We start from the raw sequence: 21,985 nt of genomic DNA, 5'->3' as shown, positions 1-21,985 counted from the left end.
CGGTGATGAGATCGTTCGTCGAATAGTCTCAGACCTAACCGTCGAAACAAAAAAGCCCGCCCCAAACGGGGGCGGGCTTTTTCTGTTTGAATTTGGTAATTCAAGACGGGGAATTCCTAAAGAAGCAGCATGCTTTAGTCGTATGCGGCGTCCACTATGAATTCCACCTTCAGTTCGGGCCGCGCTAGTTTTGCTTCGCCACACGCCCTCGCAGGTGCGTATCCTGCAGGAACCCAAGCATTCCAGACCTCGTTCAAACCAGCAAAGTCCTTCATATCGGCCAGCCAGATGGTCACACGCAGCATTTTTTCCCGTGATGAACCTACGCGCTCTAGAAGGTCGTCAATTTTCCCAAGGCAAATACGCACCTGTTCCTGAATGGTATCACCTTCGGCGACTTGCCCGGTCAAATAGGCCACACCATTATGTTTAACGATTTTGGACGATCTCTCGCCGGTTTCGATGCGTTCTATCATTGGAGTGATCTCGCTGTTTCCTGTTTGATGCACGCGTTCATGGTCATAAGATGCCCCGCATGGCAAACGGAAACCGCTTGAGTAACTTTCAGAAAAGTTGAACTGGTCGGAGACGCCGCGGGTCGATTGCATTTCGCCGCGCCTAGGCTAGCTTGCCAGCGACACAGTATACCAGATTGCGCTTTTGCCGTTGAAGTGCTCTCTAGTTGGTTTCAGTGGATTGCATCGGGCGAAACCGCAAGAAGGATACTTCGACATGGACGAAACCGTAGAACGACTGTCCAAACGCCTGAAGCGGCGAGGATATCAGGTTTCGCCAATGAAGGAGACGGGTGCCTATATCGGTAATCTGGGTTTTGAGGTCGAGACAGTATTCGATGTCGGGGTGGCCTCGGGAACCGAGCATTTGTACGAGGCTTTCCCCGCAGCCAAGTTTGTGCTGGTCGAGCCCATTTCGGATTACGAAACCAAAGTACGGAAAAACTGGGGCGACAAGATCGATTTTGATTTCCATGCTTGCGGAGTTGGTGCCGAAAGCGGACAGACGACTCTTCGAATTCCAACAGTTGGCGATCGTTGGCTCGGCACACGGGCAACGATGCAGGAGTTTGACGAAGCGGCAATCCAGCACACCTCGCAAGTTGAAGAGCGACAAGTCCCGGTAAAAACACTGGATGAGATTGCGTCTTCCTACAAGGAACCTTTCGGATTGAAAATCGACACGGAAGGTTTTGAAATCGAGGTTATTAAAGGTGCATCGGAGATGCTAAAAAAATGCACCTTTGTATTGGCTGAAGTCTCTGTACGGCGTCGGTATCACGGCGGTTATAGGTTCAGCGATTTTGTCGCCGCGATGGCAGATCACGGGTTTGAGCTACACGAATTCGTCAGGCCACCGTCTGCAGAAGCGACCGATTGCGATGCCATTTTTGCCCCATTCGAAAGCTCAGTGTTCGACTATCAGGATTCCAGACTGTCTCGTATGGCGGCACGGGTAGCCAAGACATAGTCTAAGGGCATCTTTCCGCATGCAACGCGAGTTGTGTTGTCCGCGAAGGCGTTGAGTCTATCGCGCTGGGAGACGCCCCGCTTTTCGCTATCCGTGAAAGTGGCCGCTCCTCAAAGGACGGCCTTTCCAGAGGTTCGGATCGAGATGAGGTTACTCTGCGCCCACAAATCTGAAAGAGGTCGTGCAAGCCTCAACCAATTTGAAGTTAGAAACATGTATCGCCTCAGTTGCACTGATGACATATCGAACGTTACGAACAAGGGCAGAGTGAAGACACACGATGGAAGCAATATTCATCCTCTTGTTTCTGGCCTTTTTGCTCTGGGCGATCTGGCAACTGTTTGCGCTAGTGGGGGATATGGCAGAGCGGCGCGGACAAGATCGATTACTTTGGCAGGTGGCAGCACTGTTTATCAACCCGTTTGGGGCAATTATCTTGCTTTGGCTTTTTGTGTCTGTCCAAGAAAATCCCTAAGCATTCAGTACAGGAATCTGGTGGACCATTTTAGATTGAGTTGATCTTGTCACGACACCCAAATTCAGAAAATCTACGCATAGGGTATGAGCCAGGTGCGCGCATTCGACTTGTTTGAACTTCCCCCCTTGCCAAACCCCTCACACCCCTGTAGATCGCGCGAGTTCTCTATAAGAACATCAAGGCGGGGTGATTCCCGCCTTTTGGGTTCGATGAGGGTTGGCGATGCGCGCTTGTCCTCCTCTCAACCTCAACGCCTGATAAAAGGCTGTTATTATGCAAAGCCAAAATATCCGTATTCGGCTGAAGGCATTTGACTATCGCGTTCTGGATGCCAGCACGCAAGAGATCGTCAACACTGCCAAGCGGACCGGCGCGAACGTGCGCGGCCCGATCCCGCTGCCGAACAAGATCGAGAAGTTCACGGTTCTCCGTGGCCCTCACGTTGACAAGAAATCCCGCGACCAGTTCGAGATCCGCACGCACAAGCGTCTGCTCGACATCGTTGATCCGACCCCCCAGACCGTTGACGCGCTGATGAAGCTCGACCTCGCGGCTGGTGTGGACGTCGAGATCAAGCTGCAGTCGTAAGATCGGAGGGTATAGATTATGCGCTCTGGTATTATCGCAAAAAAAGTCGGCATGACCCGCCTGTTCATGGAAGACGGCAAGCAGATCCCTGTGACCGTTCTTCACCTGGACAACCTGCAGGTTGTTGCACAGCGCACGGACGAGAAGGACGGCTATACTGCTGTTCAGCTGGGTGCCGGTGCTGCCAAGGCAAAACGCACCTCGAAAGCCATGCGCGGTCACTATGCCGCTGCCAAGGTTGAACCCAAGCGTAAGCTGGTCGAGTTCCGCGTCTCCGAAGATGGCCTGATCGAAGTAGGCGCCGAGATTTCGGCAGAGCATTTCCTGGAAGGTCAGAAAGTTGACGTTTCGGGTACTTCGATCGGTAAAGGCTTTGCCGGTGCAATGAAGCGCTGGAACTTCGGTGGTCTTCGCGCCTCACACGGTGTTTCGATCAGCCACCGTTCGCACGGTTCAACTGGCCAGTGTCAGGATCCGGGCAAGGTTTTCAAAGGCAAAAAGATGGCCGGTCACATGGGTGCTGCCCGTGTAACAACCCAGAACCTGGAAGTCGTCAAAACCGACGCCGACCGTGGTCTGGTCTTCATCAAAGGCGCCGTTCCCGGACCGAAATCCGGTTGGGTTACCGTCAAGGACGCCGTCAAGAAGAAAGCACCGGAAGGCCTGCCTTTCCCGGCTGCTGTGAAATCGGCTGCAACCGAAGCACCTGCGGAAGAAGCTCCCGCGGAAGGTGGTGAAGCATGAAACTTGATGTAATCAAACTGGACGGCGGCAAAGCCGGCAACATCGAGCTGGATGCAGACCTGTTCGGCCTGGAGCCGCGCGCGGACATCCTGCACCGTGTGGTCCGTTGGCAGCGTAACAACGCGCAGGCTGGCACCCACAAGGTCAAGACCCGCTCGGAAGTGTCCTACTCAACCAAGAAGATCTATCGCCAAAAAGGCACCGGTGGCGCACGCCACGGCGCCCGTTCGGCACCGATCTTCCGGGGTGGTGGCGTTTACAAAGGTCCGGTCGTGCGTTCGCATGGTCATGACCTGCCGAAAAAGTTCCGTAAACTTGGTCTGCGCCACGCGCTGTCTGCCAAAATGGCAGCTGGTGAACTGGTCGTGATCGAGAACGCCGAAGCCGAAGGCAAGACCGCCGCTCTGGCCAAGCAGGTTGCAAACCTGGGTTGGAAACGCGCTCTGGTCATCGACGGGGCGACCGTGAACGAAGGGTTCCTGAAGGCGTCGCGTAACATCGAAGGTCTGGATATCCTGCCGTCGATGGGTGCAAACGTTTATGACATCCTCAAGCGTGACACTCTGGTGCTCACCAAAGCGGCTGTCGAAGCACTGGAGGCTCGACTGAAATGAGCGCGAAGGCAGAACACTACGACGTGATCCGCAAGCCGATCATCACCGAAAAGTCGACCATGGCGTCCGAAAATGGCGCGGTTGTCTTTGAGGTTGCGATTGACAGCAACAAGCCACAGATCAAAGAGGCCGTTGAGGCACTGTTTGGTGTGAAGGTCAAAGCGGTGAACACCTCTGTGACCAAAGGTAAGGTCAAGCGGTTCCGCGGCCAGTTGGGCAAGCGGAAAGACGTCAAAAAAGCATATGTGACCCTTGAAGAGGGTAACACCATCGACATTTCCACCGGTCTTTGATCGGGCCTGTCTTTGGACAAACCATTAAGACCCCCGCGAAAGCGGGGGTTTTTCTTTAGGTAGTGACACCAAAAGTTGAGCGCCATTCCCAGCGTCTCGAACAGAAAATGATTGCTATGCCGGTGGGGTCGTCTATCCGGTATGGAACAAACAAACGATATGGCAGGCGCATGACCCAATCCACTCTCTCGACCCGGGACAACCCGGATGTGACTGTCGCGCGGGACTGGGTGTCGACGCTGGCCAAATATCGAGAGCCAAGCCAACCGCGTAGCTGGTTCGAGCTGGGGGTTACCTGTGTTCCCTTCATAGCGCTTTGGGCCTTGGCCTGGATGTCTTTGTCGGTGAGCTATTGGCTAGCGCTTGCGATCTCGGTTCTGAACGCGGCCTTTCTGTTGCGTCTGTTTGCCATTCAGCATGATTGCGGTCACGGGGCATTTTTTACGAACCGGACGGTCAGTGACTGGGTCGGTCGGGGGCTCGGGGTGCTGACGCTGACGCCTTACGATGTTTGGCGGCGCACACATTCCTCGCATCACAACTCATCTGGCAATCTGGATAAGCGCGGGATGGGAGACATCCATACGCTGACGGTGGCCGAATACCGGGCGCTGACGCCCTTGAACCGGTTATTTTACCGGCTCTATCGCCACCCGATCACCCTGTTTGGCTTTGGGCCCGGCTATCTGTTCCTGTTTCAAAACCGCCTCCCGCTTGGCTTGACCGGTATTCCGAAATTCTGGGTCAGCGCGATGGCGACGAACCTGGCCATTCTGGCCGCACTGGGGGCCATCTACTATTTTGGTGGCCTGATGCCGGTGCTGCTGATTTTCCTGCCCTCGACGCTTATCGCCGCGACCGCTGGCGTCTGGTTGTTCTATGTCCAACACCAATTCGAAGAGACGCAATGGGACCCTGATCAGGACTGGCAACTGCACGAGGCCGCCCTGCACGGAAGTTCGCATTACATCCTGCCATCCGTATTGCAGTGGTTCACGGCCAATATCGGCATCCACCACGTACACCATCTGTACAGTCGCATCCCGTTCTATCGCCTGACCGAAGTGCTGCGGGATCATGAGGAATTGGCCAACAGCAACCGGATGACCATCCGCGAGAGCCTCGCCAACGCGCGGCTGCACCTGTGGGATGAAAAGAACCGCCGCCTGCTGTCCTTTGCCGAAGCGCGCGCGCTGTATGGGTGACGGGATCGGTCAGATGGTGTGAACGATAGCCGGAAATCCGGTCGTTGCCCCCGGCGTGTGATGCGGATACGGTCGCTGGTATGAAACATGTCCCCAAAGAAACAACAGATGAAGCCCTTATTCAGGAGTTCCTGGATAAAGGAGGCAAAGTCAGCATCGGCAAAACCAAACCCGCGCCCGCTGAGCTGGGTTTGAGCAAGAATGTTTGGAACGCCAAACTGACCAAAGAAGAGAAGGCCGCGCGCGACAAGAAGTGATCTTGCGGGGCTTTGGGTGAGCGTTGAGGCTTCTGGTGTAACACTGGAAAATGGCATCCATTGACGTGTTCGCCAGCCTCTGGTCGGCCTCGTCTTTGGAGAGAGATATTTGGCCCCCGCGAGAGCGGGTTTTTTTGTTGGGTTATGTCCGTGAGCCGCGCCGGTGACTGCCCGTGGGATGGCGCTGCAAGGGCTGAACAGCGTACTTTATGGTGCCAAACGCATCCGAATTCCTATCGAGGCGCAAACGTCCCCAAAGCGCCAGCCCGCCGGGACGGGCAGTCGCCGGCGCGGTGGCCTTCGGCCTTGTCCCGCGCTTGGTTGACCAAGTGGAAAGCGGGGTTGTTATGATTTCGGGTTTTGATTATCCGTTTCAATTTGAGCGGGAGCCGAAACGTGGCGCAACAATCAAAAAATGTTCCAAACTAAGAAAGATCTACAAAGTGATCCCAAGTGTGGAAGAGCTGTTGGATGAGGGAAAGAAGTTGGTCAAATGGTTAATCAACTACCTTTTCCCGCCGTTTCACAAAAAGATTGTTCGTTGGGTGATTGGTATTGGCTCAGCGATATTACTAGACTCGTATTTTTTTCAAGGATTAATCCAGTGGCTGCTGAGTGCATTGGTAGCGCACTTTTTCAGTCAATCAATCCCGGCGTATGATGGGCAAGACCAGAGCGGCGTGTTTGGAGTGATCCTTATAGGCTTAGCGCTACTTTACAGTTTGTTAGCTCACTTTCTGGAGGATTTGCCGGGTATTTTGGATGCAAAATACCAAAGAGAAGTAGACAGAGCAAAGTTGTCGCGAGACTATGATCTATATCAGAAATTCTTGGGCGATTTTGGTAGTTCCACGGGACTGGCTATGTTCATCAAAGATCACAATTTTGGAAACACATGGCATTCGGTACAGTCGGAAAAATTAGACAATATGTGCTTTGAATGGGACGTGCCGGAAAGGAAATTTCTTGTTGAGCCTCTGTGTGATCAATTTCCGGAATTGCTGAGTGAGCTTCAAGAGTTGCGTGGACTGTTGGCAGAAAGTTCTGGCGGGCTCCGGGCCAACCACAAACTAGAAGGGATTTTTGATCCTTCGATTCATGACGAAATGGATATGCCAGCACATATTGAAAAAGCCATAGATGATGCGAATAGGCTTTCTTCATCAATTGCTGAACGACGCGCTGAATTTGTTCGAGTGGCAGAAGAAAAGTTCGCCCTTCTGAGCTGAACCAAAGATGGTGATTAGCTACTACCAGAAAATTTGGCGTTAACAGCGGTTAGGGTTATATATCACTCTGATAGGTTTGAACCATTAGAAAGCTCCAATAAAAAGAAGTCTTGAGACCCTATAGACACCCACCCCCAACACGGCTATATGCACCCAATCTTACGGCCTCGGATTCGTTCCGGGGCCTATGATATTTGAAACCGGGGACCTTCGGGGCCCTATACCCTTGGCACCTACGGGGGCCTATCACATAGCGGGGAAATCCCCGCACTTGCTAAACGGAAGACAGAAAGCATGGCACTCAAGTCGTACAAGCCGACGACGCCGGGCCAGCGCGGGCTGGTGCTGATCGACCGTTCGGAGCTTTGGAAAGGACGTCCGGTCAAGTCTCTCACTGAGGGTTTGACCAAATCGGGCGGCCGGAACAACACCGGACGGATCACTTCACGCCGCCGCGGCGGTGGCGCAAAGCGTCTCTACCGGATCGTTGACTTCAAACGGAATAAATTTGATGTCGCGGCAACCGTCGAACGGATCGAATATGACCCGAACCGGACCGCATTCATCGCACTGGTAAAATACGAAGACGGCGAGCAGGCCTATATCCTCGCTCCGCAGCGTCTGGCTGTTGGTGACAAAGTCGTGGCATCCGCCAAGGCCGACATCAAGCCGGGCAACGCAATGCCGTTCTCGGGCATGCCCATTGGTACCATCGTCCACAACATCGAGATGAAGCCTGGCAAAGGCGGTCAGATCGCACGTGCGGCTGGTACTTACGCTCAGTTCGTTGGTCGCGATGGCGGCTATGCTCAGATCCGTCTGAGCTCGGGCGAGCTGCGCATGGTCCGTCAGGAATGCATGGCCACCGTTGGTGCCGTGTCCAACCCCGACAACAGCAACCAAAACCTCGGTAAAGCCGGTCGTATGCGCCACAAAGGCGTGCGTCCGTCGGTTCGTGGTGTTGCTATGAACCCGATCGATCACCCGCACGGTGGTGGTGAAGGCCGTACCTCGGGTGGCCGTACACCGGTTACGCCTTGGGGTAAGGACACCAAGGGTAAGCGTACTCGCAACAAAAACAAAGCGTCCCAGAAGCTGATCATCCGCTCGCGGCACGCCAAGAAGAAGGGACGTTAATCCATGTCTCGCTCTGTTTGGAAGGGTCCTTTCGTCGATGCTTACGTGCTGAAAAAAGCCGAAGCAGCGCGCGAGTCGGGCCGCAACGAAGTTATCAAAATCTGGTCGCGTCGTTCCACCATTCTGCCCCAGTTCGTGGGTCTGACCTTTGGTGTGTACAACGGCCAGAAGCATATCCCCGTCAACGTCTCGGAAGACATGATCGGTCAGAAGTTCGGTGAGTATTCGCCGACTCGCACCTATTACGGTCACGCCGCTGACAAAAAAGCGAAGCGGAAGTAAGTCATGGGCAAGGAAAAGAACCCCCGCCGCGTGGCTGAAAACGAAGCAATGGCAAAAACGCGCATGCTCCGTACCAGCCCGCAGAAACTGAACCTGGTTGCGCAGATGATCCGCGGCAAGAAAGTTGAGAAGGCTCTGACCGACCTGACTTTCTCGAACAAGCGTGTCGCGCAGGACGTCAAAAAGTGCCTGCAGTCCGCAATCGCCAACGCTGAGAACAACCACAACCTGGACGTCGACGAGCTGATCGTTGCCGAAGCATGGGTTGGTAAGAACCTGGTCATGAAACGCGGTCGCCCTCGGGCCCGTGGCCGTTTCGGCAAGATCATGAAGCCGTTCTCGGAGATCACCATCAAGGTGCGTCAAGTTGAGGAGCAAGCCTAATGGGTCATAAAGTAAATCCGATCGGCATGCGCCTTCAGGTGAACCGCACCTGGGACAGCCGCTGGTACGCCGATACCAAGGACTACGGTGATCTTCTGCTGGAAGATCTGAAGATCCGTGAGTTCATCAACAAAGAGTGCAAGCAAGCCGGCATCGCCCGTGTGATCATCGAACGTCCGCACAAGAAGTGCCGCGTTACGATCCACACTGCACGTCCGGGTGTCATCATCGGCAAGAAAGGCGCGGACATTGAAGTTCTGCGCAAGAAAATCGCCCTGATGACAGACAGCGAACTGCACCTGAACATCGTCGAAGTGCGCAAGCCCGAGCTTGACGCACAGCTGGTTGCCGAGTCTATCGCTCAGCAGCTGGAGCGCCGGGTTTCGTTCCGTCGCGCGATGAAGCGGTCTGTCCAGAACGCCATGCGTATGGGCTCTCTGGGTATCCGGGTGAACGTCGCTGGCCGTCTGGGTGGCGCCGAAATCGCACGGACCGAGTGGTACCGCGAAGGCCGTGTGCCTCTGCACACGCTGCGCGCCGACATCGATTACGCACAAGCCGAAGCGATGACTCCTTATGGGATCATCGGGATCAAGGTCTGGATCTTCAAAGGTGAGATCATGGAGCACGATCCGCAGGCACGTGACCGTAAAGCACAGGAACTCCAGGACGGCCCTGCACCTCGTGGTGCTGGTGGCGGTCGTCGCTAAGGAGGGAAAGATATGCTTCAACCAAAGCGTACTAAATTCCGCAAGATGCACAAAGGCCGGATCAAGGGTGAAGCCAAGGGCGGCTCTGATCTGAACTTTGGCACCTATGGACTGAAAGCTCTTGAGCCTGAGCGTGTAACTGCACGCCAGATCGAAGCTGCACGTCGTGCCATGACGCGTCACATGAAGCGTCAGGGTCGTGTCTGGATCCGCATCTTCCCCGACACTCCGGTTACGGCTAAGCCGATCGAAGTTCGTATGGGTAAAGGTAAAGGTTCGGTCGACCGCTGGGCATGCAAAGTCAAGCCTGGCCGCGTGATGTTCGAAATCGACGGCGTCAATGACGACATCGCCCGCGAGGCCCTGCGCCTGGCTGCGATGAAGCTGCCGATCAAGACTCGCGTCGTGGTTCGCGAAGACTGGTAAGCGACCCGGGGGCGACCCCGCTCGCGACAAGATTGACCCCCGTCGGGAAACCGGCGGGGGTTTTTGGTTTGATGGCGCTGCCCCCGCGACAGCCTCGCAAAACACCCATCGCCTTCATCGAGAGGCTGGTTTAAGACAGGCCCATGGCACAGATTGAATCACTTTTTGTCACCCGCCTCTATCGCGCAGCTTTGTCCGAGTTCGATCCCAAGATCGACCCGGAGGAACTGGAAAGCTCCTGTCTTGTCATTGCCGAGGATGATGAGGCCGGGCAGGAATGGTGCGAAGAAAACGGCTATCCCGGCTACACCAGCTATGCCTCGCTGACCGATCTGCCCTGGCGGTTCCCGATCTTTGCCGATCTGGTTAAGTTGCTGGACCAGCACGTTGCAGCTTTTGCTAAGGATCTGGAGTTTGATCTGGGTGAGGGTGAACTAAAGCTTGAAGACCTTTGGATCAACATTTTGCCCGAGGGCGGAATGCACTCCAGCCACCTGCACCCACACAGCGTGATCTCGGGCACGACTTATGTTTCGATGCCCGAAGGCGCTAGCGCGCTGAAGCTTGAAGACCCGCGCTCGGGCCGCATGATGGCAGCGCCCACGCGTATGAAAGGGGGGCGTCGGGACCTGCAGCCATTCATCTATGTGAAGCCTCAGGTTGGCGATGTCTTGCTATGGGAGAGCTGGTTGCGCCACGAGGTGCCGATGAACATGGCCGAGGATGAGCGGATTTCCGTCAGCTTTAACTATAAATGGGACTAGCACGGTCGTTTAAGGGACTCTGATTCAAAGGAATGTGTGAAAAGTTCTTGCATTGTGTCGTCAGATAAACGATGTGGGGGGCGCTTACGTTTTTCTTTTTCGACCACTGTCTCCCGAATATCGGCGTTCAGTCTTTCGATCCAGACCGACAACGCCGCGCTGTCGCAATTCCGCGGACAGCAATTTACTAGGAGACTACGGATATGGCCAACGGCACCGTAAAATGGTTCAACACAACTAAAGGTTTTGGCTTCATCGCACCGGAGACCGGTGGCAAAGACGTGTTTGTACACATCTCTGCTGTCGAGCGCTCGGGTCTGACCGGCCTGGCCGACGACCAGAAAGTAACGTTCGACATCGAACCCGGCCGTGACGGTCGTGAGTCGGCTGTGAACATCGCTCTGGCGTAAGTCACTCAGACTTAGACAGTTGAAGACGCGGTCTCGTGCAAACGAGGCCGCGTTTTGCGTTTGTGAGTGGGATGTCTACATGCTGTAATGGCTGGTGCATTCAACGCACCTGTCAACGAGGCCTAGGGTGGCGAGATTAATGCCAGCTTTTCTATTTTGTGGGAGTAAACCATGGGCGCGCCAAAACCAGCAAAGGTTGTACTAGCGGTTTCACTTTTTTTGGCGTTGGCCGTCGCACCTGCACTTGCGACGTGCCCAACCCGTGTAGATGTCGGTAAAGGCGTCTGGTTGGACTATGGCGGAACATGGCTTTTACGAGTTCAAACCGTTGTTGAGACGGGGTTTGTCGTTGAGTTGAGAACCGAAGACTCTAGGCGCATAGGTTTCGCTAGCCACTACGCGCATCCTTTGCTGTTCGGCGAGACCTTTATGAAGTTCACCGCCTCAAAGCGTTCATACGAGCAATCAGTTAGTTCCTTAGATGACCTAGAGCAGCAAAAAGAGTGGCAGTCAGGCTTCACGATACAAGATGGCGATAAAGAAGCCTTACTCGGCACTGTAACGGTTGAGTTCCAGAAAAATCGAATTGAACGGGTTGGAACGTGTAAATACAAAGTTTGGGAAGTTCTGGTGCGTGAGCATGTATCAGGGGATGACGAACGAACGGTAAAGGTGCTGTATTCTCCAGAGCTAAAGATAGTTTTGAAGCAGGCGCATATGCTGCCGAACTCTGGATTGGTTTGGGGAAGAGGTTTCGATGGAATTCGCTCCAAGAGCGAATAGGCTTCCAAATTCGGTTCAAACATCTCGTGCCCGTCGCTGGTTGCTCAAGTGAGCAGAGCGCTAAAAACGGCCTCTCGATCAATCCTCCATACTTTCCCTTGCCACCCACCCCAGAACCCCCTATAGAGCGGCATCTTGCGTTCCCCCGGCCGAGTCGGGGGATTCGTATGTCTATCATTCATCCACCAGGTCAAAGGTGACCCTGCATAGGGGCCTTCTGGTGTTTTGAGCAAAGGAAAAGGCGATGAACGCCCAAGAACTGCGTGACAAGACCCCTGACCAGCTCCGCGAGGAACTGGCCAACCTGAAGAAAGAAAGCTTTAACCTGCGCTTTCAACAGGCAACCGGTCAGATGGAAAGCACCGCTGGCATCAAAGCGGCCCGCCGCAACGCCGCCCGCGTTAAAACCATCCTGAACGAAAAGGCCGCTGCTGCGGCATCGGAGGAGTAATCCTATGCCTAAGCGTATCCTTTCCGGCACCGTAACGAGCGATGCCAACGCACAGACTGTAACCGTATCCGTCGAGCGCCGCTTTACGCATCCGGTTCTGAAGAAAACCATCCGTAAGTCCAAGAAATACCGGGCTCACGATGAAAAGAACGCCTTCAAGGTCGGCGATACAGTTCGCATCATCGAATGCGCGCCGAAATCGAAGACGAAACGTTGGGAAGTTCTGGAAGCGTAAGCCTCCGGGATTTTCCCATTTGTCGAAACCCTGGGGGATCTAACAAGACCAGCCCCCACAGGTCGGGAGAAACCACATGATCCAGATGCAGACCAATCTGGATGTCGCTGACAACTCCGGCGCACGCCGAGTTCAGTGCATCAAGGTCCTGGGTGGTTCCAAGCGTAAATACGCCTCTGTAGGCGACATCATTGTCGTCTCGGTGAAGGAAGCCATCCCACGCGGCCGCGTAAAGAAAGGTGACGTCCGTAAGGCCGTCGTCGTACGCACCGCCAAAGAAGTCCGTCGCGAAGACGGCACCGCGATCCGTTTCGATCGCAACGCCGCCGTCATTCTGAACAACAACAACGAGCCCGTAGGTACCCGTATCTTTGGCCCTGTTGTTCGTGAACTGCGCGCGAAGAACTTCATGAAAATCATCTCGCTTGCTCCGGAGGTGCTGTAATCATGGCTGCTAAACTCCGCAAAGGCGACAAGGTCGTCGTGCTGGCTGGCAAGGACAAGGGCAAAGAGGGAACTATCACCTCGGTCGACCCGAAAGCCGGTAAAGCCGTTGTTGATGGCGTGAACATCGCCATTCGCCACACCCGCCAGTCGCAGACCTCGCAAGGTGGTCGCCTGCCTCAGGCAAACCCGATTGAGCTGTCGAACCTGGCTCTGCTGGACAAAAACGGTAAAGCAACCCGCGTTGGCTTCCGCATGGAAGGTGACAAGAAGGTTCGTTTTGCCAAGACCACGGGGGACGTGATCGATGCTTGATACCGCAACCTACACCCCGCGTCTGAAAGCTCAGTACGCTGAAACCATCCGTGCCGCTCTGAAAGAAGAGTTCGGTTACAAGAGCGATATGCAGCTGCCCAAGCTGGAAAAGATCGTTCTGAACATCGGTTGTGGTGCAGAGGCCGTCAGAGACTCGAAGAAGGCGAAAGCCGCTGTTGAAGATCTGACCGCGATTGCAGGCCAAAAGGCTGTTGCAACACTGGCGAAGAAGTCGATCGCGGGTTTCCGCGTCCGTGAAGACATGCCGCTGGGTGCGAAAGTTACCCTGCGCGGTGACCGGATGTATGAATTCCTGGATCGTCTGATCACCATCGCGCTGCCGCGCGTTCGTGACTTCCGCGGTGTTAAGCCTTCTTTCGATGGTCGTGGCAACTTTGCCATGGGCATGAAAGAGCACATCGTGTTCCCGGAAATCGACTTCGACAAGGTCGACGAGGTCTGGGGCCTGGATATCGTAATTGCCACCACAGCGAAAACCGACGCTGAAGCGAAAAGCCTGTTGAAAGCGTTCAACATGCCGTTCAACGCTTAAGCGCCGGGAGGATTGAGACATGGCTAAAAAAGCAATGATCGAACGCGAGAAGAAGCGCGAACGCCTGGTGGCCAAATATGCCGCAAAGCGTGCCGAGCTGAAAGAAATCGCGAATGACGAGAGCAAGCCGATGGAAGAGCGTTTCAAAGCGCGTCTGAAACTGGCGAAACTGCCGCGCAACAGCTCGGCAACTCGTCTTCACAACCGCTGTCAGCTGACAGGTCGTCCTCATGCTTACTATCGTAAGCTGAAGGTCAGCCGTATCATGCTGCGCGAGCTGGGTTCTGCAGGTCAGATCCCCGGCATGGTGAAATCGAGCTGGTAAGGGAGACATAGATATGAACGATCCTATCGGCGATATGCTCACCCGTATCCGCAACGCGCAAATGCGCGGCAAGTCCACTGTAAACACTCCGGCGTCGAAACTGCGCGCCTGGGTTCTGGACGTGCTGGCGGACGAAGGTTACATCCGTGGCTACGAAAAGATGACCGGTGAAAACGGTCATCCGGCCATCGAAATCAGCCTGAAATACTACGAAGGCACCCCTGTCATTCGCGAGTTGAAGCGGGTCTCCAAGCCCGGTCGTCGCGTATACATGGGCGTCAATGACATCCCGCAGGTCCGTCAGGGTCTAGGTGTGTCGATTGTCAGCACTCCGAAAGGTGTGATGTCGGACCAGAATGCACGCTCCAACAATGTTGGCGGCGAAGTGCTCTGCACCGTCTTCTAAGGAGGTCTGTCAATGTCTCGTATTGGTAAACGTCCGGTCGAACTGCCCAGCGGTGTAACCGCCTCGGTTTCCGGCCAGACCATCGAAGTCAAAGGCCCGAAAGGTGCCCGTAGCTTCACTGCGACTGATGACGTTACGCTGTCGGTCGAAGACAATGTGGTTCAAATCAACCCGCGTGGCATGTCCAAACGTGCCCGCCAGCAATGGGGCATGAGCCGCACCATGGTTGCCAATCTGGTAACCGGTGTGACCGAAGGCTTCAAAAAAGAGCTGGAGATCCAGGGTGTTGGTTACCGGGCTCAGATGCAGGGGAACACCCTGAAGCTGAACCTGGGCTACAGCCACGACGTTGATTTCGTTGCTCCGGAAGGTGTCACCATCACCGCACCGAAGCAGACCGTGATCATTGTGGAAGGTAACGACCAGCAGCAGGTGGGCGAAGTCGCGGCGAAAATCCGCGAATGGCGCCGTCCCGAGCCGTATAAAGGCAAGGGTATCCGCTATAAGGGCGAATTCATCTTCCGCAAAGAAGGCAAGAAGAAGTAAGGACGCAAACAATGGCAAACAGCAAAAGAACCCTGTTTCTGAAGCGCCGCCTGCGCGTTCGGAACAAACTTCGCAAGGTCAATGCAGGTCGTGTACGCCTGTCGGTTCACCGTTCGAACAAGAACATCAGCGCTCAGCTGATCGACGACGTTCGTGGTGTGACCCTGGCCTCGGCCTCGACCCTGGAAAAAGATCTGGGTGTAGTTGGCACAAACAACGTCGAAGCGGCTACGAAAGTGGGCGCAGCCATCGCCGAGCGTGCCAAGAAGGCAGGCGTCGAAGAGGCTTATTTCGATCGTGGCGGCTTCCTGTTCCACGGCAAAGTGAAGGCTGTCGCCGACGCTGCGCGTGAAGGTGGTCTGAAGATCTAAGACTTGCGGGCAGCGCCTCAGCTGCCCCGATGATCCGGGGGCCTCGGCAATAGTCGAGGCTCACTTGGATTGAAACAACGGCGCCGTAATGCGCCACATGAGAAAAGGGATGCCAAATGGCAGAACGTGAAAACCGTCGGGGCCGTGGCCGCGACCGCGACGAAACTCCGGAATTCGCAGACCGTCTGGTCGCGATCAACCGCGTGTCGAAAACCGTAAAAGGTGGTAAGCGCTTTGGCTTCGCCGCTCTGGTGGTTGTCGGCGATCAGAAGGGCCGCGTCGGCTTTGGCAAGGGTAAAGCAAAAGAAGTACCCGAGGCCATCCGTAAGGCGACTGAACAAGCCAAGCGTCAGATGATCCGCGTGCAGCTGCGCGAAGGTCGGACCCTGCACCACGATATCGAAGGCCGTCACGGCGCCGGTAAAGTGGTTATGCGCTCGGCACCTGAAGGTACTGGTATCATCGCCGGTGGTCCGATGCGTGCTGTGTTCGAAATGCTGGGCGTCAAGGACGTCGTGTCCAAGTCGTTGGGCTCGCAGAACCCGTACAACATGATCCGCGCCACCATCAACGGCCTGCAAAAAGAGCAGAGCCCGCGTTCGGTTGCACAGCGTCGCGGCAAGAAAGTTGCTGACATCCTGCCCAAGCGGGACGAAGCGCCTGTTGCTGCTGAAGCAGAAGCATAAGGAGAGCGACCCATGGCAAAAACCATCGTCGTCAAGCAGATCGGTTCCCCGATCCGCCGCCCCGCCGAACAGCGCGCGACCCTGATCGGTCTGGGCTTGAACAAGATGCACAAAACCCGTGAGCTGGAGGATACTCCTTCGGTCCGCGGCATGGTCAACAAGATCCCGCATCTGGTAGAGATCATCGAAGAACGCGGCTAATCGCGAGTTCTTTGAAGACTTAAGAACGCCTCCGATCTGATCGGGGGCGTTTTCTTGTTTGGCCGGTCTTTTTTTTCCGGCTCGTCTTATGGTGCTGTTCAGTGCCTCGGCGCAAACTCGGCTATGTCCCGAGCGCCTTTTTTTCTGCAAACTCAATGTCGACTTCATGGCGCAACGAAGGTTCTCTGCCTGGTTTTTCGTACAGCCTGGGGCATCCATCGCAAAAACTGGCTGCTGCTTCGCGTTTGGAATGAGCACGCGGGTTCCAGACCTGCCGGCGCAGAGCTTTGTATTTTTCGTTGTTCCAGATGGTTTCAAGTGGTTCGTCGAAAACATTTCCCAACACATGCGGGTCACGGTTCTTGTCGGAAACATATTGGCGGCCGGATCGCCAGAGACAGCAGGGAATCACATCGCCATCAAAGCGAATGACCGTGCTGCTGTGGGGCCAATGGCACCTTGGGGTGAGGGATGATGACAGGGGCGGGCCATTTTCAATCCGATCGGGATCGTCGTCTACGACGTTGTACAGATCTCCATTTGCATCGAACCGTAGCCCTTCAAACGTGGTAAAGGCGTCGATACCAATCTCGTCTACGATGGCCTTCACCTGATCCAGTTCATCCTCGGCGTGATGGGGGAAAGAGATATGCTGTATTTCTATGAACGGAGATTTCAGACCCTTCCTCTTTTTATAGCCAGCCAGTAGTCGCAGGTTGTTCAGAACGAAATCCAGGCGTCCGCGAACACGGGTAACCTGAAAGCTTTCCTGCGTCGCGCCATCAACTGAGATTGTGATATGGCTAAGCCCGGCATCGACCAGGTCATGAATCCTCTCGGCTTTTAGCCGATAGCTGAAATGGGTGGTGATATGGCTTTCCAAACCGGCTGCGGTCGTGGCCCGGATCATGTCGGTGAGGTCCGGGTGCACCAGGGGATCGCCATAGTAGAACAGGCTGACGCCAAGCGCGCGATCTTTGATCTGGTCGATGATATGCTGGTATTGCTGAAGGCTAAGCTTGTCCTGTTTCCCGAACTTCTGATCGCTGAGCAAGGGTCGGTCACGACCTGCCGGATTCCCATGGACGCAATGTGGACAGGCTAGTGAGCACAGCGGCGAAATATCAATTTTCACCAAAGACGGCAGCGGGGCGGCTTGTTGAGAGTGAAGAAGATAGCCCCGAATGTTGCGCAACAGGTTTGCCGATTGCTTCAAGGAAGGACGGCGCTGAATCCAGCGCAACCTTCTAATAACGCTTGAAACCAAAGGCATGGAGTATCCTCATTCATGAAGTCGAGGACGCCCTAAACGTGCGAGGCGGAAATGGTAAAACAGGCCGAAATAGCCCGATAGTTCACGGATACGTGATAGAATAGTGAAAATATGGGTCCGTAAAAGAAAAAAGATATTAAAATATATAAATTTGATAAATCTTATCTTTAGACGAGAAATCCAAAGGTCTATTTCAACGAAAGCCTGTAGTGGGATGTCTAAACAGTGTTTTCACTGCCATTCCCTCAATGCATACCGGCCAGACCGAATCTTCTGTTGTTAGCGTTATCTGGCGTTCTTATTTGAGCTTTGTCCCAAATAGGAACGCAAACGAAATCTGGAGAATACGCTCCGGTTTAGAAAGGAATATAGAAATGGCAAACACAGCAACTTTTTCCCGCGAAGGCTTTGGTCTGACCGCCCGCATCACAACTCTGATCGCACGCGTGAAAGAGGCCTATGCCCTGCGCGCCGAATTCGGCCGCACCTATTCAGAGCTTCAGAACCTGACTGATCGTGAACTGAACGACATTGGTATCCGCCGGTGCGATATAAGTGATATTGCGCATAAGCACGTCTACTGCTGAGAACCTGGCAGGATGAACAACACCGAGGCGCCATTTGGCGTCTCTTTTGATTCTGCGTGCTTGAAAGGCACAGGCACGGTGAAATTGCTCACTCTGCATTGTGGATCGTTTGGAAATTTTCCATGAGAATTATTAGAGGGGGCTATGTCCCAACAACGCGATGACGAGGCTGACACAGTGCGAGACTACCAGATCGGCATGTTGTGGGTGGATGGCCCGCTGAGCTTTCTCGAGCAGCTCTGCATCAAATCCTATCTGGATGCCGGTCAATCCGTTCGCCTCTAGACCTATGGGAATGTCTCCGGGATACCTGAAGGTGTGGATACCCGCGATGCGCGCGATGTGATGCCTGGCACAGAATTCATTGCGCATAGCCGTACTGGTAGCCCGGCGCCGCATTCGGACAAGTTCCGATACCGCATGTTGGCGCAGGAGCCCGATTTGATATGGGCGGATACGGACGCCTATTGCATGCGTCCATTCACAACGGAGACCGGGCATTTTTACGGAATGCTCGAAGGAGAGATTGCGATCGGCGTATTGGGCATTCCGTCAGACAGCCCGGCGCTGGATCTGCTCATCGAATATACAACGGACCCATATCGGATTCCGCCATGGCTGCCCAAACGATATCAGGAACCCCTTCGTGCGGCACAGGATGCAGGTGATCCGATCAATGTGCCCGCGCAATATTGGGGCGCATGGGGTCCGTCAGCCTTTGCCTGGGCTTTACGGCAAACCGGCGAACACCAATTTGTTCTGCCTGAGCATGTGTTCTATCCGGTGAACTTTACCAGACGGCGCGCTTTGGCACGCCCAAACGCCGATTTATCCAGGTTCTTCCACGAGGACACAGTTTCAATTCACTTTTATGGTCGCCGGATGCGTTCGATTCTGAGGAACAGGTATAATGGCCTGCCAGATCCAGACAGCCTGGTGGGTAAGCTTCTGGCCAAACACCGGATTAATCCACTGGACGCGCCAATCCAAAATGCTGAAGGCTAGACAGTTTGGGTGTTGTTCACTTCAAAACTTGCATCCTCAGCCACAAAGCTGTATCGGGCTCCGGTGGCGTACTGCGCCGCAAGAATCAAAACCAAGAAATGCCGTGTTTGACCCATCACGCTTCGGGGTCATTTCCGGCGAAGGAGAAGCGAAATGAAACTGAATGAATTGCGCGACAACCCAGGCGCCACACCGAAACGGACCCGCGTCGGCCGTGGTCCCGGTTCCGGTAAAGGTAAAATGGGTGGCCGTGGTATCAAAGGTCAGAAATCCCGTTCGGGTGTGGCCATCAATGGCTACGAAGGTGGCCAGATGCCGCTGTACCAACGCCTGCCCAAGCGTGGCTTTAACAAGCCGAACCGCAAGGCGTTTGCCGTTATCAACCTGGGCCTGATCCAGAAATTCGTCGACGCCGGTAAGCTGGACGCCAAAGCCGCGATCACCGAGGACGCACTGGTTGCATCCGGTCTGGTTCGCCGTAAACTGGACGGTATCCGCGTTCTGGCCAAAGGCGAAATCAGCGCCAAGGTGACCCTGGAAGTAACTGGTGCTTCGAAAGCTGCCGTTGAGGCAGTCGAAAAAGCGGGCGGTTCACTGACGGTCACAAAAGCCGCTGCGGCAGAGTAAGCGCTTGTGAGCGGGCCAAGACCCGCTTACATAGACCTCAGAGTTTTCCAAGACGCCGCCCGAGCCGGAAAACGGTTCCGGGCGGTGTTTTCATAAGAGAGACCGATTTATGGTATCAGCAGCAGAACAAATGGCAGCCAACACTAGCTGGGCTGCTTTGGGCAAAGCCACCGATCTGCGCAACCGCATCCTGTTCACACTGGGTTTGTTGATCGTCTATCGCCTGGGCACTTTTATACCGGTGCCGGGGATCGACGGACAGGCCCTGCGTGAGTTCATGGAGCAAGCGGGGCAGGGCATCGGCGGTATGGTTTCGATGTTCACCGGCGGGGCGCTTGGGCGGATGGGTATCTTTGCCCTCGGCATCATGCCTTACATCTCGGCCTCGATCATCATTCAGCTGCTGACCTCGATGGTTCCCGCGCTCGAACAGCTCAAGAAAGAGGGCGAGCAGGGTCGTAAGAAGATCAACCAATATACCCGTTTCGGCACCGTGGCGCTGGCCACCGTTCAGGCCTATGGCTTGGCCGTTTCGCTGGAGTCGGGCGATCTGGCGACTGATCCGGGCCTCTATTTCCGTCTGTCGACTATGATTACACTGGTTGGCGGCACCATGTTCCTGATGTGGCTGGGTGAGCAGATCACCGCGCGCGGCATCGGCAACGGTATCTCTCTGATTATTTTCGTTGGCATCATCGCCGAGGTTCCGGCAGCGTTGGCTCAGTTCTTCGCAAGTGGCCGCAGCGGCGCAATCAGCCCCGCAGTAATCATCGGGGTGATCGTCATGGTCATCGCCGTGATCACCTTTGTGGTGTTCATGGAGCGCGCTTTGCGCAAGATCCATATTCAATACCCGCGCCGTCAGGCCGGTATGAAGATCTATGAAGGCGGCTCGAGCCACTTGCCGGTCAAAGTGAACCCGGCTGGCGTTATCCCGGCGATCTTTGCCAGCTCTTTGCTATTGCTGCCGGTGACGATCTCAACCTTCTCATCGGGTGCGACCAACGGGCCGATCATGTCCTGGCTGCTGGCCAATTTTGGACCTGGTCAGCCTCTGTACCTGCTGTTCTTTGCCTCGATGATCGTATTCTTTGCTTATTTCTACACGTTCAACGTCTCGTTCAAACCGGATGACGTGGCGGATAACCTGAAAAAGCAGAACGGTTTTGTGCCGGGTATCCGTCCGGGTAAGAAAACCGCCGAGTATCTGGAATACGTGGTCAACCGCGTTCTGGTTCTGGGTTCGGCTTATCTGGCGGCGGTTTGTCTGCTGCCTGAAATCCTGCGGGGCCAGTTTGCCATTCCGTTCTATTTCGGTGGTACTTCGGTTCTGATTATCGTCTCTGTGACCATGGATACGATCCAACAGGTTCAGAGCCACCTGCTGGCGCATCAATACGAAGGGCTTATCGAAAAGTCCCAACTGCGCGGGAAGGGTAAGAAACGCGGCAGGAAGGGACCCGCTCGTCGATGAACATCATTCTTCTGGGCCCCCCGGGGGCGGGTAAAGGAACGCAAGCGCGTCATCTTGTTGAAACACGCGGCATGGTGCAGTTGAGCACCGGAGATATGCTGCGCGAAGCCAAAACCTCGGGCACCGAGATGGGCCTGAAGGTCGCAGCCATCATGGATGCCGGCAAGCTGGTCACCGATGAGATTGTCATCGGCCTGATCGAAGAGAAGCTGACCACCGAAACCGGTGCCGGTTTCATCTTTGACGGTTTCCCCCGCACATTGGCACAAGCCGACGCATTGGCGGCTTTGCTGACCAAGCTGGGCCAGTCACTGCACACTGTGATCGAGATGCGGGTGGATGACGATGCCCTGGTGGATCGGATCACCGCACGTTCGACCTGTTCGGGCTGTGGCGAAGTTTATAATGACAAGACCAAGCCGATCCCGGCAGATGGTCGCTGCACCAACTGTGGTGAGCAAAAAGAGTTCACGCGTCGCGCCGACGACAACGAAGACAGCCTGCGCACGCGGTTGATGGAGTACTACAAAAAGACGTCGCCGCTGATTGGTTATTACTACGCCAAAGGCGATCTTCGCCCGGTCAATGGGTTGGCCGATATCAAGGAAGTGACTGCGTCGATTGAGGCCGTTCTGGGTTGACCCAAGCAGAGGCAGAGTGTCAAGTCAAAGGGCCGCTGACTACCCTTCATAAGTGC

Annotated in this window: 36 protein-coding genes; 34 read left to right on the top strand and 2 right to left on the bottom strand. The window is 54.9% G+C overall.

Translation table 11 applies throughout. The features are described from left to right. Window positions 1–134: 134 nt before the first annotated feature. Window positions 135–476: a RidA family protein gene (locus AC2FFB_RS17910; protein ID WP_496875254.1), complete on the bottom strand. Its 342-nt coding sequence runs from the start codon at window positions 474–476 to the stop codon at window positions 135–137. Window positions 477–732: 256 nt separating this feature from the next. On the opposite strand from AC2FFB_RS17910, the gene AC2FFB_RS17905 reads away from it, so the two are divergent. From AC2FFB_RS17905 to rpmD, 28 genes are all read left to right on the top strand, one after another. Further along, complete coding sequence (locus AC2FFB_RS17905; RefSeq protein ID WP_496875252.1) at window positions 733–1,485, top strand: FkbM family methyltransferase; 753 nt, start codon at window positions 733–735, stop codon at window positions 1,483–1,485. Between the two features lie 280 nt (window positions 1,486–1,765). Continuing rightward, a complete protein-coding gene (locus AC2FFB_RS17900; RefSeq protein WP_281973758.1) occupies window positions 1,766–1,960 on the top strand; it encodes a hypothetical protein in 195 nt (64 codons plus the stop codon). Window positions 1,961–2,236: 276 nt separating this feature from the next. After that, window positions 2,237–2,551 carry a 30S ribosomal protein S10 gene (gene rpsJ, locus AC2FFB_RS17895; protein ID WP_008756422.1) on the top strand — a complete coding sequence of 105 codons (315 nt, stop codon included), beginning with the start codon at window positions 2,237–2,239 and terminating at the stop codon, window positions 2,549–2,551. An 18-nt stretch (window positions 2,552–2,569) separates the two neighbouring features. Then, window positions 2,570–3,295 carry a 50S ribosomal protein L3 gene (gene rplC, locus AC2FFB_RS17890; protein WP_142639796.1) on the top strand — a complete coding sequence of 242 codons (726 nt, stop codon included), beginning with the start codon at window positions 2,570–2,572 and terminating at the stop codon, window positions 3,293–3,295. Then, on the top strand, window positions 3,292–3,909 hold the full coding sequence (gene rplD / locus AC2FFB_RS17885) for a 50S ribosomal protein L4 (RefSeq protein ID WP_050605826.1): 618 nt from the start codon (window positions 3,292–3,294) through the stop codon (window positions 3,907–3,909). Before rplC ends, rplD begins: the two co-directional genes overlap by 4 nt. Then, window positions 3,906–4,202, top strand: coding sequence for a 50S ribosomal protein L23 (locus AC2FFB_RS17880; RefSeq protein WP_142639794.1), 297 nt, complete (start codon window positions 3,906–3,908; stop codon window positions 4,200–4,202). The genes rplD and AC2FFB_RS17880 overlap by 4 nt, the downstream gene beginning before the upstream one ends. Before the next feature lie 170 nt (window positions 4,203–4,372). Continuing rightward, complete coding sequence (locus tag AC2FFB_RS17875) at window positions 4,373–5,407, top strand: fatty acid desaturase (RefSeq protein WP_142639792.1); 1,035 nt, start codon at window positions 4,373–4,375, stop codon at window positions 5,405–5,407. 80 nt (window positions 5,408–5,487) lie between these two features. After that, window positions 5,488–5,664 (top strand): hypothetical protein, encoded by a 177-nt coding sequence (locus AC2FFB_RS17870; protein ID WP_176797675.1) that lies wholly within the window; start codon window positions 5,488–5,490, stop codon window positions 5,662–5,664. A 317-nt stretch (window positions 5,665–5,981) separates the two neighbouring features. Then, a complete protein-coding gene (locus tag AC2FFB_RS17865; protein WP_496875251.1) occupies window positions 5,982–6,893 on the top strand; it encodes a hypothetical protein in 912 nt (303 codons plus the stop codon). Between the two features lie 294 nt (window positions 6,894–7,187). Next, complete coding sequence (gene rplB, locus AC2FFB_RS17860; RefSeq protein WP_008757664.1) at window positions 7,188–8,030, top strand: 50S ribosomal protein L2; 843 nt, start codon at window positions 7,188–7,190, stop codon at window positions 8,028–8,030. Window positions 8,031–8,033: 3 nt separating this feature from the next. After that, on the top strand, window positions 8,034–8,312 hold the full coding sequence (gene rpsS, locus AC2FFB_RS17855; RefSeq protein WP_005980699.1) for a 30S ribosomal protein S19: 279 nt from the start codon (window positions 8,034–8,036) through the stop codon (window positions 8,310–8,312). A 3-nt stretch (window positions 8,313–8,315) separates the two neighbouring features. Beyond that, the gene (gene rplV, locus AC2FFB_RS17850) at window positions 8,316–8,696 is read left to right on the top strand and encodes a 50S ribosomal protein L22 (protein WP_039538267.1); all 381 of its coding nucleotides are present in this window, start codon (window positions 8,316–8,318) and stop codon (window positions 8,694–8,696) included. Next, the gene (gene rpsC, locus AC2FFB_RS17845) at window positions 8,696–9,406 is read left to right on the top strand and encodes a 30S ribosomal protein S3 (RefSeq protein WP_037311761.1); all 711 of its coding nucleotides are present in this window, start codon (window positions 8,696–8,698) and stop codon (window positions 9,404–9,406) included. Before rplV ends, rpsC begins: the two co-directional genes overlap by 1 nt. Window positions 9,407–9,418: 12 nt before the next feature. After that, window positions 9,419–9,832, top strand: coding sequence for a 50S ribosomal protein L16 (gene rplP / locus AC2FFB_RS17840; protein ID WP_085823145.1), 414 nt, complete (start codon window positions 9,419–9,421; stop codon window positions 9,830–9,832). 143 nt (window positions 9,833–9,975) lie between these two features. Further along, entirely contained in the window at window positions 9,976–10,596 is a 621-nt protein-coding gene (locus AC2FFB_RS17835) for a 2OG-Fe(II) oxygenase family protein (RefSeq protein ID WP_496690421.1), read from the top strand. 203 nt (window positions 10,597–10,799) lie between these two features. Beyond that, the gene (locus AC2FFB_RS17830) at window positions 10,800–11,006 is read left to right on the top strand and encodes a cold-shock protein (protein WP_010437077.1); all 207 of its coding nucleotides are present in this window, start codon (window positions 10,800–10,802) and stop codon (window positions 11,004–11,006) included. A gap of 171 nt (window positions 11,007–11,177) precedes the next feature. Continuing rightward, window positions 11,178–11,789, top strand: a complete 612-nt coding sequence (locus tag AC2FFB_RS17825; RefSeq protein WP_142639789.1) for a hypothetical protein — start codon at window positions 11,178–11,180, stop codon at window positions 11,787–11,789. A 244-nt stretch (window positions 11,790–12,033) separates the two neighbouring features. Beyond that, on the top strand, window positions 12,034–12,240 hold the full coding sequence (rpmC, locus tag AC2FFB_RS17820) for a 50S ribosomal protein L29 (protein WP_074736205.1): 207 nt from the start codon (window positions 12,034–12,036) through the stop codon (window positions 12,238–12,240). A 4-nt stretch (window positions 12,241–12,244) separates the two neighbouring features. Continuing rightward, a complete protein-coding gene (gene rpsQ, locus AC2FFB_RS17815) occupies window positions 12,245–12,475 on the top strand; it encodes a 30S ribosomal protein S17 (protein WP_037311742.1) in 231 nt (76 codons plus the stop codon). A gap of 76 nt (window positions 12,476–12,551) precedes the next feature. Next, on the top strand, window positions 12,552–12,920 hold the full coding sequence (rplN, locus tag AC2FFB_RS17810) for a 50S ribosomal protein L14 (RefSeq protein ID WP_005621870.1): 369 nt from the start codon (window positions 12,552–12,554) through the stop codon (window positions 12,918–12,920). Between the two features lie 2 nt (window positions 12,921–12,922). Beyond that, complete coding sequence (gene rplX / locus AC2FFB_RS17805) at window positions 12,923–13,234, top strand: 50S ribosomal protein L24 (protein WP_142639787.1); 312 nt, start codon at window positions 12,923–12,925, stop codon at window positions 13,232–13,234. Continuing rightward, on the top strand, window positions 13,227–13,787 hold the full coding sequence (gene rplE, locus AC2FFB_RS17800) for a 50S ribosomal protein L5 (RefSeq protein WP_142639786.1): 561 nt from the start codon (window positions 13,227–13,229) through the stop codon (window positions 13,785–13,787). The genes rplX and rplE overlap by 8 nt, the downstream gene beginning before the upstream one ends. Window positions 13,788–13,806: 19 nt before the next feature. Continuing rightward, a complete protein-coding gene (gene rpsN / locus AC2FFB_RS17795) occupies window positions 13,807–14,112 on the top strand; it encodes a 30S ribosomal protein S14 (protein ID WP_142639784.1) in 306 nt (101 codons plus the stop codon). Window positions 14,113–14,125: 13 nt separating this feature from the next. Beyond that, window positions 14,126–14,518, top strand: coding sequence for a 30S ribosomal protein S8 (rpsH, locus tag AC2FFB_RS17790; protein WP_142639782.1), 393 nt, complete (start codon window positions 14,126–14,128; stop codon window positions 14,516–14,518). Window positions 14,519–14,530: 12 nt separating this feature from the next. Beyond that, on the top strand, window positions 14,531–15,064 hold the full coding sequence (gene rplF, locus AC2FFB_RS17785) for a 50S ribosomal protein L6 (protein WP_058272374.1): 534 nt from the start codon (window positions 14,531–14,533) through the stop codon (window positions 15,062–15,064). 11 nt (window positions 15,065–15,075) lie between these two features. Continuing rightward, window positions 15,076–15,435 (top strand): 50S ribosomal protein L18, encoded by a 360-nt coding sequence (rplR, locus tag AC2FFB_RS17780; RefSeq protein WP_142639780.1) that lies wholly within the window; start codon window positions 15,076–15,078, stop codon window positions 15,433–15,435. Window positions 15,436–15,551: 116 nt separating this feature from the next. Beyond that, window positions 15,552–16,121 carry a 30S ribosomal protein S5 gene (gene rpsE / locus AC2FFB_RS17775; protein ID WP_142639778.1) on the top strand — a complete coding sequence of 190 codons (570 nt, stop codon included), beginning with the start codon at window positions 15,552–15,554 and terminating at the stop codon, window positions 16,119–16,121. Between the two features lie 12 nt (window positions 16,122–16,133). Then, a complete protein-coding gene (rpmD, locus tag AC2FFB_RS17770) occupies window positions 16,134–16,322 on the top strand; it encodes a 50S ribosomal protein L30 (protein ID WP_008757946.1) in 189 nt (62 codons plus the stop codon). Window positions 16,323–16,443: 121 nt separating this feature from the next. Here the strand turns inward: rpmD and AC2FFB_RS17765 are convergent, their stop codons facing one another. Beyond that, window positions 16,444–17,457 carry a radical SAM/SPASM domain-containing protein gene (locus AC2FFB_RS17765; RefSeq protein ID WP_496875250.1) on the bottom strand — a complete coding sequence of 338 codons (1,014 nt, stop codon included), beginning with the start codon at window positions 17,455–17,457 and terminating at the stop codon, window positions 16,444–16,446. 512 nt (window positions 17,458–17,969) lie between these two features. On the opposite strand from AC2FFB_RS17765, the gene AC2FFB_RS17760 reads away from it, so the two are divergent. The 6 genes from AC2FFB_RS17760 (at window position 17,970) to AC2FFB_RS17735 (ending at window position 21,929) form a co-directional block, all read left to right on the top strand. Continuing rightward, window positions 17,970–18,182, top strand: a complete 213-nt coding sequence (locus AC2FFB_RS17760) for a DUF1127 domain-containing protein (RefSeq protein ID WP_142639774.1) — start codon at window positions 17,970–17,972, stop codon at window positions 18,180–18,182. Between the two features lie 144 nt (window positions 18,183–18,326). Continuing rightward, complete coding sequence (locus AC2FFB_RS17755; protein ID WP_496875249.1) at window positions 18,327–18,467, top strand: hypothetical protein; 141 nt, start codon at window positions 18,327–18,329, stop codon at window positions 18,465–18,467. A gap of 33 nt (window positions 18,468–18,500) precedes the next feature. Then, window positions 18,501–19,187, top strand: coding sequence for a hypothetical protein (locus AC2FFB_RS17750; protein ID WP_496875248.1), 687 nt, complete (start codon window positions 18,501–18,503; stop codon window positions 19,185–19,187). Between the two features lie 153 nt (window positions 19,188–19,340). Next, window positions 19,341–19,814, top strand: a complete 474-nt coding sequence (gene rplO / locus AC2FFB_RS17745) for a 50S ribosomal protein L15 (RefSeq protein ID WP_142639772.1) — start codon at window positions 19,341–19,343, stop codon at window positions 19,812–19,814. A 109-nt stretch (window positions 19,815–19,923) separates the two neighbouring features. Then, window positions 19,924–21,288 (top strand): preprotein translocase subunit SecY, encoded by a 1,365-nt coding sequence (secY, locus tag AC2FFB_RS17740; RefSeq protein WP_271951986.1) that lies wholly within the window; start codon window positions 19,924–19,926, stop codon window positions 21,286–21,288. After that, entirely contained in the window at window positions 21,285–21,929 is a 645-nt protein-coding gene (locus tag AC2FFB_RS17735) for an adenylate kinase (protein WP_142639768.1), read from the top strand. The genes secY and AC2FFB_RS17735 overlap by 4 nt, the downstream gene beginning before the upstream one ends. Window positions 21,930–21,985: the final 56 nt, after the last annotated feature.

The organism is Ruegeria sp. YTSA219, from assembly GCF_059609985.1.
Note: the sequence above shows the minus strand (reverse complement) of the source record. Positions and strands in the feature narration are given on the sequence as shown.

Coding starts and splice junctions, on each gene's coding strand:
- AC2FFB_RS17910 (WP_496875254.1), bottom strand. CDS start 476: ATGATAGAACGCATCGAAACCGGCGAGAGATCGTCCAAAATCGTTAAA.
- AC2FFB_RS17905 (WP_496875252.1), top strand. CDS start 733: ATGGACGAAACCGTAGAACGACTGTCCAAACGCCTGAAGCGGCGAGGA.
- AC2FFB_RS17900 (WP_281973758.1), top strand. CDS start 1,766: ATGGAAGCAATATTCATCCTCTTGTTTCTGGCCTTTTTGCTCTGGGCG.
- rpsJ (WP_008756422.1), top strand. CDS start 2,237: ATGCAAAGCCAAAATATCCGTATTCGGCTGAAGGCATTTGACTATCGC.
- rplC (WP_142639796.1), top strand. CDS start 2,570: ATGCGCTCTGGTATTATCGCAAAAAAAGTCGGCATGACCCGCCTGTTC.
- rplD (WP_050605826.1), top strand. CDS start 3,292: ATGAAACTTGATGTAATCAAACTGGACGGCGGCAAAGCCGGCAACATC.
- AC2FFB_RS17880 (WP_142639794.1), top strand. CDS start 3,906: ATGAGCGCGAAGGCAGAACACTACGACGTGATCCGCAAGCCGATCATC.
- AC2FFB_RS17875 (WP_142639792.1), top strand. CDS start 4,373: ATGACCCAATCCACTCTCTCGACCCGGGACAACCCGGATGTGACTGTC.
- AC2FFB_RS17870 (WP_176797675.1), top strand. CDS start 5,488: ATGAAACATGTCCCCAAAGAAACAACAGATGAAGCCCTTATTCAGGAG.
- rplB (WP_008757664.1), top strand. CDS start 7,188: ATGGCACTCAAGTCGTACAAGCCGACGACGCCGGGCCAGCGCGGGCTG.
- rpsS (WP_005980699.1), top strand. CDS start 8,034: ATGTCTCGCTCTGTTTGGAAGGGTCCTTTCGTCGATGCTTACGTGCTG.
- rplV (WP_039538267.1), top strand. CDS start 8,316: ATGGGCAAGGAAAAGAACCCCCGCCGCGTGGCTGAAAACGAAGCAATG.
- rpsC (WP_037311761.1), top strand. CDS start 8,696: ATGGGTCATAAAGTAAATCCGATCGGCATGCGCCTTCAGGTGAACCGC.
- rplP (WP_085823145.1), top strand. CDS start 9,419: ATGCTTCAACCAAAGCGTACTAAATTCCGCAAGATGCACAAAGGCCGG.
- AC2FFB_RS17835 (WP_496690421.1), top strand. CDS start 9,976: ATGGCACAGATTGAATCACTTTTTGTCACCCGCCTCTATCGCGCAGCT.
- AC2FFB_RS17830 (WP_010437077.1), top strand. CDS start 10,800: ATGGCCAACGGCACCGTAAAATGGTTCAACACAACTAAAGGTTTTGGC.
- AC2FFB_RS17825 (WP_142639789.1), top strand. CDS start 11,178: ATGGGCGCGCCAAAACCAGCAAAGGTTGTACTAGCGGTTTCACTTTTT.
- rpmC (WP_074736205.1), top strand. CDS start 12,034: ATGAACGCCCAAGAACTGCGTGACAAGACCCCTGACCAGCTCCGCGAG.
- rpsQ (WP_037311742.1), top strand. CDS start 12,245: ATGCCTAAGCGTATCCTTTCCGGCACCGTAACGAGCGATGCCAACGCA.
- rplN (WP_005621870.1), top strand. CDS start 12,552: ATGATCCAGATGCAGACCAATCTGGATGTCGCTGACAACTCCGGCGCA.
- rplX (WP_142639787.1), top strand. CDS start 12,923: ATGGCTGCTAAACTCCGCAAAGGCGACAAGGTCGTCGTGCTGGCTGGC.
- rplE (WP_142639786.1), top strand. CDS start 13,227: ATGCTTGATACCGCAACCTACACCCCGCGTCTGAAAGCTCAGTACGCT.
- rpsN (WP_142639784.1), top strand. CDS start 13,807: ATGGCTAAAAAAGCAATGATCGAACGCGAGAAGAAGCGCGAACGCCTG.
- rpsH (WP_142639782.1), top strand. CDS start 14,126: ATGAACGATCCTATCGGCGATATGCTCACCCGTATCCGCAACGCGCAA.
- rplF (WP_058272374.1), top strand. CDS start 14,531: ATGTCTCGTATTGGTAAACGTCCGGTCGAACTGCCCAGCGGTGTAACC.
- rplR (WP_142639780.1), top strand. CDS start 15,076: ATGGCAAACAGCAAAAGAACCCTGTTTCTGAAGCGCCGCCTGCGCGTT.
- rpsE (WP_142639778.1), top strand. CDS start 15,552: ATGGCAGAACGTGAAAACCGTCGGGGCCGTGGCCGCGACCGCGACGAA.
- rpmD (WP_008757946.1), top strand. CDS start 16,134: ATGGCAAAAACCATCGTCGTCAAGCAGATCGGTTCCCCGATCCGCCGC.
- AC2FFB_RS17760 (WP_142639774.1), top strand. CDS start 17,970: ATGGCAAACACAGCAACTTTTTCCCGCGAAGGCTTTGGTCTGACCGCC.
- AC2FFB_RS17755 (WP_496875249.1), top strand. CDS start 18,327: ATGTCCCAACAACGCGATGACGAGGCTGACACAGTGCGAGACTACCAG.
- rplO (WP_142639772.1), top strand. CDS start 19,341: ATGAAACTGAATGAATTGCGCGACAACCCAGGCGCCACACCGAAACGG.
- secY (WP_271951986.1), top strand. CDS start 19,924: ATGGTATCAGCAGCAGAACAAATGGCAGCCAACACTAGCTGGGCTGCT.
- AC2FFB_RS17735 (WP_142639768.1), top strand. CDS start 21,285: ATGAACATCATTCTTCTGGGCCCCCCGGGGGCGGGTAAAGGAACGCAA.